This is a genomic window from Paenibacillus oralis, assembly GCF_003863965.1.
In the GTDB taxonomy this organism is placed as follows: Bacteria; Bacillota; Bacilli; order Paenibacillales; family Paenibacillaceae; genus Fontibacillus; species Fontibacillus oralis.
Map to the genome: position 1 here is coordinate 6,186,612 of NZ_RRCN01000001.1, position 13,312 is coordinate 6,199,923.

Genomic DNA, 13,312 nt, shown 5'->3' on the forward strand with positions numbered 1-13,312 from the left:
CTAAACAAGCACGAGCAGCACCGGCAGCACGACAAACGAAGCCAGCGTCGTCCACATGATGCATCTCGACACCAGCCCGGGCGCGGCGTCAAACCGTTCGGCCAGAACGACGGCGTTTACGGCGACCGGCATCGAAGCCAAAATGAACAGGACGGAAAAAAGCGTACCCGTAATGCCCAATACAGTCAAGGCGATATAGGCGGCAATGGGCGCCGCGGCCAGCCTCACGGCAATGCCGGCCCAAACCGCGGATCGCTGCGCGGCAGCGGCGTCCGGCCTTCCGACCTTCACCATCTGCGCGCCCAGCACCGTCAGCACAACCGGCGAATAAGCGGCCGCCACCATGGAAACCCCTTGGGTGATCTCCGCCGGGAGCTGCAGATTCGTTAGGCGAAGAAAAAACGCCAGGGCCGCAGCATAGATCGCCGGCAGGGCAAACACCGACCGGATCGCGCTTTGCACGGAAAACTGCGAGCGGGCGGCAAAATACACGCCAACCGTGTTAACGATAATCATCTGCGTGATAACATAAAGCGAAGCTTTGTCGAGTCCAAGCTGACCGAAAGCAAGCAATACGAGCGGCAATCCGTAGTTGGCGCTGTTCGTCAGCGTCGATATAAGCGTAAGTCCGGCCGCTTCCGGCGGCCCCAGCTTCAGAAGCCGTCCCCCCGCCTTGGCAATGCCCCACATCAGCGCCAGGTTCAGCAAGGAAAACCCGATCGTACTGAACACATCTCCCGATGAAATATGCGCGTTCATCAGCGTATCGAAAATGATCGCCGGACTCAGCACGTATAAATATAAAGTCAGCAGCGGCTTGGTGTCCAAACCGCGAAAACGCGCCAGCAGCGCGCCGGCAATCACCGGAATCGAAAGCGGAACGATTACATGAAGCAGTGTAGATAAAACCGTATGTATCATAGTTGCCAGACTCCTCCGCTCGCTTGATAGCTTTGTTTTGCCCTATTGTAACCCGGTCCGCGGGGCGCGTCCAAGACATGAAAACAATATAGCTGATAGCTATTCCCTATAACTTTTCCGCGTATTTTAAGCCGTCCTTCAGCTTATTTTCAGATTCGGATTCGATATCTTTGTTGCAGGCTTCCCGAATCGATCCGGCAAATCTAAAATTTTAGCATGAAAGGAATGAAACAAAAGCATGTCATTATCTGTAAATCCATACAGCAGCACTTATTCTTACAGCATTGGCTCGTGGGAAAAAACGACCGCCGCCAACAAACAAGCAGACTCCGGACAAAGCGGCAAAGTAACGGTTAGTACGGGTGATTCCCTTGAACTAAGCCCGGAATATCTCGCCTACCTGACCAACTTACAAAATCAAGCCGCCGCAGACTCCACCTACAGCGCAGCAACCGGACAAAATACGGACCCGCTTACCACGGACGAGAAAAAATCGATTTTGGCGGAATTGCAAAGCAAACTGAGCTCCTATTCATTCGGTTCCGCCGCCTCCGGCGAAGAAGCGGCCGATCCGCTCGGCGAACTGCTTTCGACGCTGCAGGAAAAATTGAGCGAATTCGATGCGGAATCAGCCAGCGAAGAAGAAATCGACGCGCTGTTTGACGATATCGCCGAGACCGTCGCCGAGCTGCGCCCGCCGCGGCCGGAGCAGGCTCCGCCCGGAAACGGGGAAGAACGTCCTCCGGCTCCCCCTTCCGAAGCCGAAGGGATCCCTCCCTTCTTATGGGATCTTCTGACCGAATACTCGGAAGGAACCCTTAAAGACGGGAGCGGCGAGACAAGCGAAACGGCCTAGCCAAAAAGGTTAGATTTGGGAAATCTGCGGCAATCGAAAAAACAGCTCCACCAGGCAGGTTCACCTGAAGGAGCTGTTTTTTATATGAATATTCGTGCTCGCAGCGGCAGGTTCAACTCTCGGCACTAAAACGAATCGATCCCCATCACATGGTCGAGCGGAATCGGTCCGATGCTGCGGCTGTCGTTGCTGTTATTCCGGTTATCGCCCATGACGAACACATAGCCGTCCGGGACATTCCAAACCTCAGCGGCCCCTGCATTCATTTTTTCCTTAATATAAGGCTCGTCTAGCTGCTGTCCGTTTCGGAACACGTGCCCGTCCTTCACTTCAATCGTATCTCCGGGCAGGCCGACCACTCTTTTGACATAGAAAAAATCCTCCTGTCCACTGCCGGATAACCAGGTTATCAAGGGATGCTCCTTGATATCGTCCAAGAATGTACGGCTGCGGTCAACCCGGCTGTCGATAATGACGATATCGCCGTAATCCGGCAGCTTCTCCAGCACGTGCGCGAACTTCCAGGCATAAATGCGCTGCTTGTCGTTGAGCGTCGGTTCCATCGAATGGCCGTCTACCCGGTAAGGCTGAATCACAAAAATGCCGATAATCATGCTTAGCACAAATCCAAGCGCGATCGATCCGCCCCATCCGACAACTTCTTTCAACCATTTCTTCAAACGTAAAACCTCCAAAATAATAACTTTAGCTTTTTCATCCATTATAACGGGGAATAGGGACACAAAACAAATTTTCCTGAATATCCCAACCCGGTTGTACTGCCGATAACGAGCATCCCCTCCCTATATGTAGTATACTTGTTTATAGGAATTTCTTATAAGAGGGATGATAAATATGGAACTAAGGCAACTTCTGTACACATTGAAAATCGCCGAGGAGAAAAACTTTTCCCGCGCCGCCGACAAACTGCATATCGCCCAGCCTTCCCTCAGCCAGCAGCTGTCCAAGCTGGAGCAAGAGCTTGGCGTCAAGCTGTTCCAGCGCAATACGAGCACGGTTGAGCTGACCTACGCCGGATCGAGCTTTATTGAGCACGCGCAAAAAATCATGGACGCCGTGGCGCAGCTGCGGCAGGAAATGGACGACATTTCCCAGCTGCGGGCCGGCCGCGTTGTCGTGGGAAGCATGCCGATCACCGGCTCCCACCTGCTGCCTTACGTGCTGCCCGCCTTCAAAGAAGCGTATCCGGACATCGAAATCACCCTGCTGGAAGATACATCGCTCAATCTGGAGAAGCTGACGGCCGGCGGCGGCACAGATCTAAGTTTGCTGTCGCTGCCGCTGCAGGAGCCGACGCTCGCTTATGAGCCGATCGGCGAAGAAATCATCGACCTGGCCGTGCCGTCGAATCACCGCCTCGCCTCTACCGAAGAAGCGAGGACAGGCGTGAAGCTGGAGCAATTGCGGGACGAACCGTTTATCGTGCTGAAAAAAGGGCAGGGCTTCCGCAAGCTGACGGTAGACCTTTGCCGTAGCGCGGGCTTTGAACCGAACGTCGTATTCGAGAGCAACAACATCGAAACGGTGCAATCGCTGGTCGCGGCCGGGATGGGCATCACACTCGTTCCGCGCTTTATCGCCCGGGCCAAACGCAGCGAGCTGATCCCGGCTTATCTGCCGCTCGCCGAGCCCGTGCCCAGCCGCACGCTGGTCATCGCCTACCGCAAAGGCCGATATTTATCCAAAGCGGCGGAGGTTTTTATCGAAACGTTCAAGGCGACGATGGAGCAGCGCAACTGCGCTTTATAATTCGTAGCACCCCGGGCGGCGGTCGGCGAATACCGGGATTCGTCCGCGAACCTCATCCACGAGCGAGAGATCGACGGTTCCGGTGACGATTTCCTCCCCTTCCCCGCCTTCCGCTACGATTTCGCCCCACGGGTCGATGATCATCGAATGCCCGAAAAAGTCCGCTCCGCCCCCGCTGCCCACCCGGTTGCAGGCCACAACGTACATTTGATTTTCGATCGCCCGGGCCATCAGCAGCGTACGCCAGTGATGCAGCCGGGGATGCGGCCATTCCGCGGGGACGAACAGAACCTTGGCGCCCTGCAGCGCCAGCGTCCGGGCCAGCTCAGGAAACCGGATATCGAAGCAGATTGACGCTCCGGCTTTCATGCGTTCCAATTCAAAGACGACGTTCCGTTCCCCGGACGCTAGATATTTCTCCTCCTCCATCAGCCGGAACAGATGGATTTTGGCATAGCGGGCCGTCTCTTTTCCTTCGCGATCAAAAACATACATGGTATTGTAAATCTTCCCGTCTCGTTTCTCGGCAATGGAGCCGCCGACGATATGAATGCGGTGTTTGGCGGCAAACGCCGACAGCCACTCCCGCGTCGCCTTGCCTTCGGCATCGGCCAATTCGTGAATCCGGTCCAAGGCGTAACCCGTATTCCACATTTCCGGAAGCACGGCCAGATCGAGGTCAGGATGCTCCGCTACCGTCCGCCCCAACAGTTCCTGCATGTGTTTACGGTTTTCCTCCGGTTCCCCCAACCTGATATCGCCCTGAACCAGGGCCACCCGCCATTTTCCTTGTTGAAGCTCCGCCATATTATTCACTCCTTTAGAGCTATATACCAGATATGATAGCTTGCTGCTTCACGGGTGGCAATAAGCCAATAAAAAAAGAAAACAGGGCAGTTCATTACCTGCCCTTGTTTGCCGTTATATAGTCTTAATTTCCAGCAGCTTGCCTTTTAGTCCCGGATGAGTCCCTAAAGCAATTTTTTCGGTTTGCGTCTCGTGCACCATAAGAAATTTATTTTTCTTGGTCAAAAGTAGATTTCCGCCTTCACTTCCGCCCGCTTCAAGCGGCTGATTCGTGCCTTTTGGCAGTGCGACCAGCGTCAGGTACCCAAGATCCGATACTTTGCAGGGAGCATAATGAAGTGTCGTGGAATATAGTTCAACCACCGTCCCTTTCGGCTGAAAAAACGCTCTTGCGTTGCCGCTGTGATAACTATAGTCGTGAATGTCCTGGACCCGGCCAAGGAAATGCACGCAGTCCGTCGCGGCCACCACGACCTCGCTGCCTTGATGGTATTCGAGACCCGTAAGTTTTGTGTTCCCTCCGGCGCAGAAGCCGATTTGGATCGGCAGTTCGCCGTAAATCTCCTCCTGGATCCGGCGCGCTGCGGCGAACGCTTCCAACTCCGCGATGGACGGGACATAACGGTTCCCCTCGCCGGGAATTTCAATATGCCCTTGCGCGTAGGCGATCCATTCATCGGCATGAATGCTGGTCCACACTTTGCCGAACGGACGAAACGCCTCGCTCAAAATATCGTGAATCACAAGCGGTTTATTGATGGAATTCAGTTGTTCCAATGACATGGCAGTAAGGCTCCTTCCGCTTCCGTTGGGGTAATCGTTTTCTCTATTTTGAATTATCGTCTTTGCATAGTCCCTAGTGCAGGCTTCTTATCCTTTAACCTCAAGCAACGGATCATGTACCCGCACTTGGCCTACGTTCAGCGTCTTCACGTCCGAAAACGCGGGTGTATTGGTTACGATCACGGGCGTGGTTACGTCATAACCCAGATCTTTAATGGCTTGGACATCGAACTCTGCCAGCAGTTGCCCCTTTTCGATCCGGTCGCCTTCGGCAATGTGCATTTTAAAGTGCTGCCCTTTCAACTTGACGGTATCCAGTCCGATATGAACCAGGATTTCCGTTCCGCGGTCCGAGATCAGGCCGATGGCATGGCCGGTGCGGAAAGCGTTCGCAACAACTCCCGAGAACGGAGCGATCAGTTTGCCCTCTTCCGGAACGATCGCCACTCCCTTACCCATCGCTTCGCTCGAAAACGCCTCGTCCGCGACCTCGGATAACGGTATGATCCGGCCGGACAAAGGACTGCCGATTTCTTCGTTTTGCGAACCCGGCGTTCCTTCAGAAACACCGGCGGTCTGCTTCTGCGTTTGCTCCTTGGCCGCAACCATTTCCTTCTCCATGGCATCGTTGAATCCGAAGAAATACGTGGCAATGGCCGTGAAGAAGTAAGCGACGATGATGGAAATCAGAAATCCGACAAAACCTTGTCCGTAGAAAAGAGGGATGGACAACAGCCCCGGGATGCCGGGAGCAATCGCCACCGAACCGGCCGCGCCCGTAATGGCTCCCCCGATCGCCCCGCCGATCGTCGCCCAAACAAAAGGCTTCTTGTAGCGGATGCTGATCCCGTAAATGATCGGTTCGGTAATTCCGAACAAGCCGCTTACCGCCGCTGGGCCCGCGATGGCTTTCACTTTCGGATTTTTCGTTTTGAGCAACACGCCCAGCGCCGCCCCGGATTGAGCAAAGTTGGACGGAGCGAACAGCGGTTTTAACGTATCGCTGCCATAAACCGCGATATTGTTGTACATAATCGGGATAAACGCCCAATGGAGCCCCAGGACAACCAGCAGCTGCCATCCGGCCCCGCAGATGATGCCGGCCACGATCGGGCTGAGATTATATAAGAAGGTATAGCCTTGGGCGAGTCCCAGGCTGACATAGGTCCCTACCGGTCCGACCGCAATCAGCGTCAGCGGAACGATGACCATAATGCAGATCAGCGGCGTTAAAAAGTTTCGGATACTGCTGTGAAAAATTTTATTCAAATATTTCTCCAGGATGGACAGGAACCAGACCGCAATGATGATCGGAACCACCGAAGAGGTGTAGCTCATCAGAATAACCGGGATATTGAAAAAAGCGACCTCCGCCTTATCGTTGTACAGCGAAATGATGCTCGGATACACCAGAGCCCCGGCGATGGCCAGCGCCACAAACATATTGGCGCCGAATTTGCGGGCCGACGTTACGGCGATGGCCAGCGGCAGGAAATAAAAGATGCTGTCCGCCGCCGCGTACCAGATCATGTAAGTGCCGCTTTCCTTGGAAAGCCAGCCGAGCGTCGTAAGGATGAGCAGCAGGCCTTTTAATATACCCGATGCCGCCAATGCGCCCAAAAAAGGGGTAAAGATGCCGGAGATAATATCGACGGCTTTATTGAACCAGTTCCCGCCGCTGCCGGAGTTTGACGAAGCCTGGCCGGATTCTTCGCCGAGGTTGCCGGCTTTTACAAGCTCTTTGTAGACATCGCCTACCGTGTTGCCGATAACGACCTGATATTGACCGCCGCTTTCCACCACGGTAATAACGCCCGCGATGTTTTTCGTTTGATTTTTGTCGGCCAGCTTGGCATCCTTCAGTTTAAAACGCAGCCGGGTTGCGCAATGAACCACGCTGGCCACGTTTTCCGTTCCTCCGACGGAGGTTAAGATATCCTTCGCCAATTTTTCATTTGACATGATGATCGCCCCTTTATTTAACTTGCAACGCTATTCATTGAAGGCCATGGGCACAACGTAACCGTTTTCATATCTTGCAGTTTAAAGACTCTATAAGTGCGTGTTCAAAAAGTCAGGTTTTCAGCACCGAGAAGGTTGGATGAAGCTAGGGACTGAGTAGCGGAGCGTAGGCGAACCTACGTGAGCAACGGAAGGCCCGGCTGAATTCAAGATTCGATGTCGAAACCGCTTCTCGAGTTGCCTCGTGATCAAAAGATGACTTTTTGAACAACCTCTATAAACGAAAATTCGGCATATAGAGTCTGACAGAAAACCTCCCTTATCTGCTTCTGCCCACCATTCTTTTGATCGTGTGTCTTCTTCCTTTGATCGATAAAGCCAGTTGGTATACGTTCTCCGGCAGCGGCGTGCCCGCGTATCCCCCGTCTCCGATCGCATGGATGTCCGCGCCCGTCTGCTTCATCATCAAGGCGATCATGGCAATGGTCTGTACATCCGCCCCCTCGACAGAACTGTTCAGGAAGGAAAGGGCCAATGTGCCCGGTTTGTAGGAATGGACGAATTCCACACAGCTTCTGACATGTTCTACCGTAATGCCGTGTCTGGAACCGGGGGCTGGCAGGGTAATCACATCGGCGCCGGCATCGATCAGGTCCTTGATGATCTCATTGGAAGACCTTTCGCTGAGCGGGTCGCCCAACACTTTTTCGATCGTGCCATCCTCCCACTTACCCGCGCAAATCAGCATTTGATCTCCAAGCGTTTCCTTAGCCAGTTTCGTGGCCGCGATAATTCGCTCAAAGGTCGTTCCGGCCGACGGATTGCCGCCAAGTACGATAAAATCGGCGCCGATCTCCAGCGCGCGCAGGAAGTTCTCTTGGGAAGCCACCCTTCCTTCTTTCGCTTCCACATACCGCTCGCCCGCCACTTTGGCTTCGGGGCTGGGGCATTCGAAATAAATGCCGAGCGGGACGCCGGCCCATTCTTTAACTTGGTTTAAGCTGTAAGGCTTGTCGGCCATTTTTCCGTGTTCCATCTCCCGGAGCCCGATATTGGCCTGCTCGTTCACCATGTCAAAGCCGTTGAGCATCACCATATCCGCCCCAAATGCGGCTTGAATCTCGGCGTTCGTCACCCCATCGACCAATCCCGTATTGATCTTGACCAGATGCTGCCCCATGATGACCCGGCCTTCGGAAGCAAAGATCGCTTCCTTCAGCTCCATGGCATTCATTTTCATGATTTCGCTTTTCTTGCATGCTATCAGTCGTTTAGCCACTGCAATCTCCTCCAGATATCGTTATTTATAGGCTATCTATTTAACACAGGTATTGCTGTTCAATACCTTCGATCATCGCGATCCGGTCCGCATGGCGTCCACCCTCGAATTCCGCATCCAGCCATGCCTTTACAATCATTTTCGCCAATTCGCTGCCGACAACGCGGGCGCCGAAGGCCAAAATATTGGTATTGTTGTGCTGCTTGGACAACTGGGCCGAATAAGGTTCGCTGCACACGACCGCCCGGATTCCCTTGACTTTATTGGCGGAGATCGAGATGCCTACGCCTGTCCCGCAGATGAGAATCCCCGCATCCGTTTGTTTCCCGGCTACCGCTTCGGCAACCAGTTTGCCGTATTTGGGATAATCGGTGCGTTCGGCGGTTTGCGGTCCGTAGTCGACGACCTCGTGCCCCAGCTCTTCGAGATAGGCCGAGATGACCGACTTTAGCTCCACTGCAACATGATCGCTTCCAATGGCGATTTTCATGCAAAATTTCCTCCTTCGCTTTGCGGCCTTTAAGCTCCGCTTTTTAATCTGCTGATAATCGTTTTATAAGATTCTGGTTTGCCGAACAGGGTCGACGTTCCCAGGACAAAACCTTCAACGCCGTATTCGGACAACTCTTCGATTTTCTCTTCCGAGATCGCCCCGTCAACGACGATCGTAAACGGCAGCCCCTTTTGCCGTTTCAAGGCATGCAGCGCTTTGATCTTCTCGTCGACATACGGCAAATATTTCTGTCCGGCAAATCCCGGGTTCACCGTCATAACGAGCACATAATCGGCCAAGCCCAGCAGCGGGTCCACAGCAGCCAGGGAAGTTCCGGGATTGAGGGCAATGCCGGCTTTAACGCCATGGGCCCGGATTCGATCGATAGTGCGGGCCGGATGCTTATCCGCCTCGGGATGAAAATAAATGATATCCGCCCCTTTTGCGGCAAACAAATCAATGTAGTCGCCGGGGCTGTCGATCATCAAGTGAACATCGACCGTCTTGCCGGTTTGCTTGCGGATCAATTCCAAATCCTGAAGCCCCATGCCAAAGTTGGGAACGAATTTCCCGTCCATGATATCGATGTGATAAATATCCACATTCGCTTCGTCCAATGCGGCCACTTCGTTTTCCAACGACTTGAAGTTGGCGCACATCATCGAAGGACATAATAGTTTGCCCATAAAAATCACCTTCTTATAGTAGGGTAATCGATTACTCAATGCTCGTGCATTTGTAACACCTTGATTCTTTTAAGGCAGTTACAAATGTTTTGACGAGTTGTCGCTAAATTCTAAGTTGTCTTTCTTTCCACCAAATGGACCGGGACGCGCGTGTGCTGTCCATGTTTTACGGCGGAGCCGTTGATCATGTCCAGCAGGTTCGTGTAGGCATATTTGGCCAGAGTCGCCTCATCCTGATCGATCGTGGTCAGCGGCGGATTGCAGTACTTGGAAATCTGGTTATTGTCGAATCCGACGATTTTCACTTGCTCAGGAATGTTGTAGCCCTTCTCCTGCAGCATAAGCATCGCTCCCAATGCCAGCCAATCGTTCGTGGCGAAAATGCCGTCAAAAGACAAATTCGCCTCCAGCACTTCCTGGATAGCCTTTCGTGCACCCTCCAGATTATTGCTGTGCTCATCAATATAAACTACATTTTGTTCATGAACCGGAAAACCGTGCTGCTTTAATGCTTCCTCATAGCCCTTCAGCCGCTCATTGACGGAAGATAAATTGTTCCTTTTGGTCAAGAGCAGAATGTTTTGGCACCCTTTTTGGATCAATTCCTCCGTAGCAAGCCGTCCGCCTTCAAGATGATTCGATTCGATAAAAGCCACGTTCTGGTTGGTTTTGGGCCGGCGGTCAATACAAACGATAGGAACGTTTCTCCGCAAAATATCGGTCAGAATCTCCTCCTGGCCGGAGATGCAGATCAGTCCGTCCACCATTTTCCCCTCAAGCGTTTTCAAATATTCCTTTTCCTTCTCGGCGCTTTTGGCCGTATTGCATATAATCGTGGAATAACCCTCTTCAAAAAAGAGACGCTCGATTTCCTGAACGATCGCGGCAAAAAATTCGTTGCTGATATCGGGAACCAGCAAACCGATCGTCTGGGATTTGTTCATGCGCAAACTTTTGGCCACAAAATTGGTTTCATAATGGTGCTTGTTGATCACATCCATGACCTTCTTCCGCGTCTCGTCGGAAAAACGGCCGTTATCATTGATGACGCGGGAAACCGTGGCCACCGAAACGCCGCTCAAGCGAGCGATTTCCTTAATTGAAATGTGGTTGCCCTTTTTCATTGCACATCACCCCTCACTGATAGCGAATCTGAGTAATCGTTTACTCATTCTGGATATCAATGTAACACGTTTCTCCTTGGAGTGTCAATGTTTCAGAGGGTAAGGATCGGACTTTATGCTTTCCTGACCAAACGCCGCCTATCGGGTAAACGATTACTCAATATATTTATTTACTTTATGATGGTCCCCCCTCATATAATTTGCTGCAATTCATAAACGGGTAATCGATTACTCATTTATTTATTCGTATCTTACCACCACATCTTAGGGCTGTCAAACCATAAATTCGCGGGCATGTTGCGGAAATTTATTCCTGCTTTTATTCCCCCTATACACCTCGAAATTCTCATGATAAATTAACATTATCATTTTTCAACCAGACCGGAGTGATCACAATGAAGGAAGTCAAACCGTCTTCCATGGCTTTCCCCCTGCCGGTTGCCGATGTTATGCAGGGGCTGCCGAGCCAATTTTTCGCGGGCCTTGTACGGAATGTCAATCAAGAAATCGCGGCGGGCCATGACGTCATTAACTTGGGACAGGGAAATCCCGACCTGCCTACGCCGCCTCATATCGTTCATGCTCTACAGCAGGCGGCGGAAAATCCGCTTTACCACAAATATTCTCCCTTTAGAGGTCATGAGTTTCTGAAAGAAGCGATTGCCCGGCGCTACCTGGAGGATTACGGCGTACAGCTTGATCCGGAGCGGGAGGTGGCCATTTTGTTCGGCGGAAAAACCGGACTTGTCCAGCTGCCCCAGGTGCTTTTGAATCCGGGGGACGCCTGCCTGGTGCCCGATCCGGGTTACCCGGATTACTGGTCCGGCGTGGCCTTGGCCAAGGCGCGGCTGGCCTTTATGCCATTATCGGAGCAAAATGCGTTTTTGCCCGATTACAATGCCATCCCAGCCTCCGATTTAAAGCAGGCAAAGCTGATGTACCTGAATTACCCGAACAACCCGACCGCCGCGACCGCTCCGCTCTCTTTTTATGAAGATACCGTGGAATTCGCCAGCCGCAACCGGATCGTCGTCGCCAGCGATTTCGCCTACGGAGCCATCGGTTATGACGGGCATCGCCCGGTCAGCTTCCTGCAGGCCCCTGGCGCCAAAGAAGTCGGGGTCGAATTCTACACCTTGTCCAAAACCTACAACATGGCCGGTTGGCGGGTTGGCTTTGCGCTGGGCAACGCCGAAATCATCTCGCTTGTGAGCCTGCTGCAGGATCACATTTATGTCAGCCTGTTCGGCGCGGTTCAGGCGGCGGCCGCAGCGGCGCTGACCGAGTCGCAGGATTGCGTAACGGAACTCGTAGCGCGGTATGCGTCACGCCGCAACGCCTTTTTTGAGGTTTTGGAGCAAATCGGCTGGCATGCCTCCAAACCGTCGGGCTCTTTCTTCAGCTGGCTCCCGGTTCCGAAAGGTTTCACCTCCGCCGCGTTTGCCGAACTGCTCCTTCGGGAAGCCAAAGTCGCGGTAGCGCCGGGCAGCGGCTTTGGCACGCACGGCGAAGGTTACGTCCGCATCGGACTGCTCAGCGGCGAAGACCGCATGCAGGAAGCCGCGCGGCGCATCGGACGGCTTGGCTTGTTTTAAACTAAGGAAATGGCGGAGTTAGGCAAGAGTACTGAATTTAGTTGATTAAGGATATCCGCGACGGGCAGCGATCATAAGAACATTTCCCACGGCCGCTCTAGCGAAAAACATAAGGTACCAGTCATTGCATCAAATCGGACAAGATACATTTCTAACCACGAAACTATTCTAACGGTTGCCACTACCGCTATTTGTCCCAAAAACATTGATTTCAAATTGTAACGGTTGCCTTAGCGCTTATTTCACTAAAACCCTGCTATTTTCGCTTAAATTCAGGCAAATAACGGCGCTCATAACCGTTAAAATTTAGAAAAGGTCTTTTTTCGTAAAATAGCAGCTGCAACAACCGTTAGATTTCCGGCGGGCGATCGTATCGGCTCGAAAACTTGAGCTTTTGCGGGAATTCTGATTGTATCAGAGCTACAAGTTGTCTTGTGCAAGAAGTTAATGCATCGCTAGTAAACATAAGGGCAAAAAAGGGCGTTATTACGGCGATCCCCCCATTTTAAGAGAATATAGAGGTAATTTATGTCGCTATTTTTCCCGTTCGCCAGGAAATGCCCGCGTTTCGGGCCATTCATAGGAAAATAAAGACTAAAAATGCCGCTAACGGGGATGAACAGGCCTGGCTCCGGATCATAAGTACATAAAGTGCCGCTATTTTTGAAGGCCCAACCAACGATTTGTCGTTCCAGCAGCGGGCTATCGGACGTCAAATTCAAAGTTAAGCCCCTTTTAGCGCTTTTCTTTTGCAAAAAAGCAAGGACGATGGTATCCTAACAGTAATCATATTCTTATCGGACATCCATACAAACGCAAAGACGGGACCAGTAAGAAAGAACGCGGCGCTCCAGAGAGTAAATTCCAGCGGCTGAGAGAATTTACATGCTTGCCCTTTCCGAACCCTACCCCCGAGCGGCCGGCCCCAAAGCCGGACAGCGCCCCTGTTACCGGGCAATCCGAGTCGGATGAGAACCTCATCAATAAAGGTGGTACCGCGGAAGTCACACTTTCGTCCTTTGCGTGCAAAGGCGGA

The 13,312-nt window shown here is 52.5% G+C and carries 13 protein-coding genes; 3 read left to right on the plus strand and 10 right to left on the minus strand.

Going from position 1 to position 13,312, the window contains the following annotated elements:
* The gene (locus EHV15_RS27550; protein WP_128634047.1) at window positions 1–921 is read right to left on the minus strand and encodes an AEC family transporter; all 921 of its coding nucleotides are present in this window, start codon (window positions 919–921) and stop codon (window positions 1–3) included.
* A gap of 238 nt (window positions 922–1,159) precedes the next feature.
* On the opposite strand from EHV15_RS27550, the gene EHV15_RS27555 reads away from it, so the two are divergent.
* Window positions 1,160–1,777, plus strand: a complete 618-nt coding sequence (locus EHV15_RS27555) for a hypothetical protein (RefSeq protein ID WP_128634048.1) — start codon at window positions 1,160–1,162, stop codon at window positions 1,775–1,777.
* A 125-nt stretch (window positions 1,778–1,902) separates the two neighbouring features.
* Here EHV15_RS27555 and lepB read toward each other — a convergent pair whose 3' ends face one another.
* Window positions 1,903–2,499, minus strand: coding sequence for a signal peptidase I (gene lepB, locus EHV15_RS27560; RefSeq protein ID WP_128635570.1), 597 nt, complete (start codon window positions 2,497–2,499; stop codon window positions 1,903–1,905).
* Window positions 2,500–2,632: 133 nt separating this feature from the next.
* Between lepB and EHV15_RS27565 the strand changes: the two genes are divergently transcribed.
* On the plus strand, window positions 2,633–3,547 hold the full coding sequence (locus EHV15_RS27565) for a LysR family transcriptional regulator (RefSeq protein ID WP_128634049.1): 915 nt from the start codon (window positions 2,633–2,635) through the stop codon (window positions 3,545–3,547).
* Here the strand turns inward: EHV15_RS27565 and EHV15_RS27570 are convergent.
* The 7 genes from EHV15_RS27570 to EHV15_RS27600 form a co-directional block, all read right to left on the minus strand.
* The gene (locus tag EHV15_RS27570; RefSeq protein WP_128634050.1) at window positions 3,542–4,354 is read right to left on the minus strand and encodes a carbon-nitrogen family hydrolase; all 813 of its coding nucleotides are present in this window, start codon (window positions 4,352–4,354) and stop codon (window positions 3,542–3,544) included. The genes EHV15_RS27565 and EHV15_RS27570 overlap by 6 nt on opposite strands.
* Before the next feature lie 114 nt (window positions 4,355–4,468).
* Window positions 4,469–5,137 carry a DUF4867 family protein gene (locus EHV15_RS27575; RefSeq protein ID WP_128634051.1) on the minus strand — a complete coding sequence of 223 codons (669 nt, stop codon included), beginning with the start codon at window positions 5,135–5,137 and terminating at the stop codon, window positions 4,469–4,471.
* An 87-nt stretch (window positions 5,138–5,224) separates the two neighbouring features.
* On the minus strand, window positions 5,225–7,099 hold the full coding sequence (locus EHV15_RS27580) for a beta-glucoside-specific PTS transporter subunit IIABC (RefSeq protein ID WP_128634052.1): 1,875 nt from the start codon (window positions 7,097–7,099) through the stop codon (window positions 5,225–5,227).
* A 319-nt stretch (window positions 7,100–7,418) separates the two neighbouring features.
* Window positions 7,419–8,378 carry a DUF7916 family protein gene (locus EHV15_RS27585; RefSeq protein ID WP_128634053.1) on the minus strand — a complete coding sequence of 320 codons (960 nt, stop codon included), beginning with the start codon at window positions 8,376–8,378 and terminating at the stop codon, window positions 7,419–7,421.
* Between the two features lie 40 nt (window positions 8,379–8,418).
* A complete protein-coding gene (rpiB, locus tag EHV15_RS27590) occupies window positions 8,419–8,868 on the minus strand; it encodes a ribose 5-phosphate isomerase B (protein WP_128634054.1) in 450 nt (149 codons plus the stop codon).
* Between the two features lie 29 nt (window positions 8,869–8,897).
* The gene (gene rpe / locus EHV15_RS27595) at window positions 8,898–9,557 is read right to left on the minus strand and encodes a ribulose-phosphate 3-epimerase (RefSeq protein ID WP_128634055.1); all 660 of its coding nucleotides are present in this window, start codon (window positions 9,555–9,557) and stop codon (window positions 8,898–8,900) included.
* Between the two features lie 110 nt (window positions 9,558–9,667).
* Window positions 9,668–10,681, minus strand: a complete 1,014-nt coding sequence (locus EHV15_RS27600) for a LacI family DNA-binding transcriptional regulator (RefSeq protein ID WP_128634056.1) — start codon at window positions 10,679–10,681, stop codon at window positions 9,668–9,670.
* A gap of 395 nt (window positions 10,682–11,076) precedes the next feature.
* On the opposite strand from EHV15_RS27600, the gene EHV15_RS27605 reads away from it, so the two are divergent.
* Entirely contained in the window at window positions 11,077–12,276 is a 1,200-nt protein-coding gene (locus EHV15_RS27605; RefSeq protein ID WP_281281676.1) for a pyridoxal phosphate-dependent aminotransferase, read from the plus strand.
* 455 nt (window positions 12,277–12,731) lie between these two features.
* On the opposite strand, the gene EHV15_RS27610 is transcribed toward EHV15_RS27605, so the two are convergent.
* On the minus strand, window positions 12,732–12,998 hold the full coding sequence (locus EHV15_RS27610) for a hypothetical protein (RefSeq protein ID WP_128634057.1): 267 nt from the start codon (window positions 12,996–12,998) through the stop codon (window positions 12,732–12,734).
* Window positions 12,999–13,312: the final 314 nt, after the last annotated feature.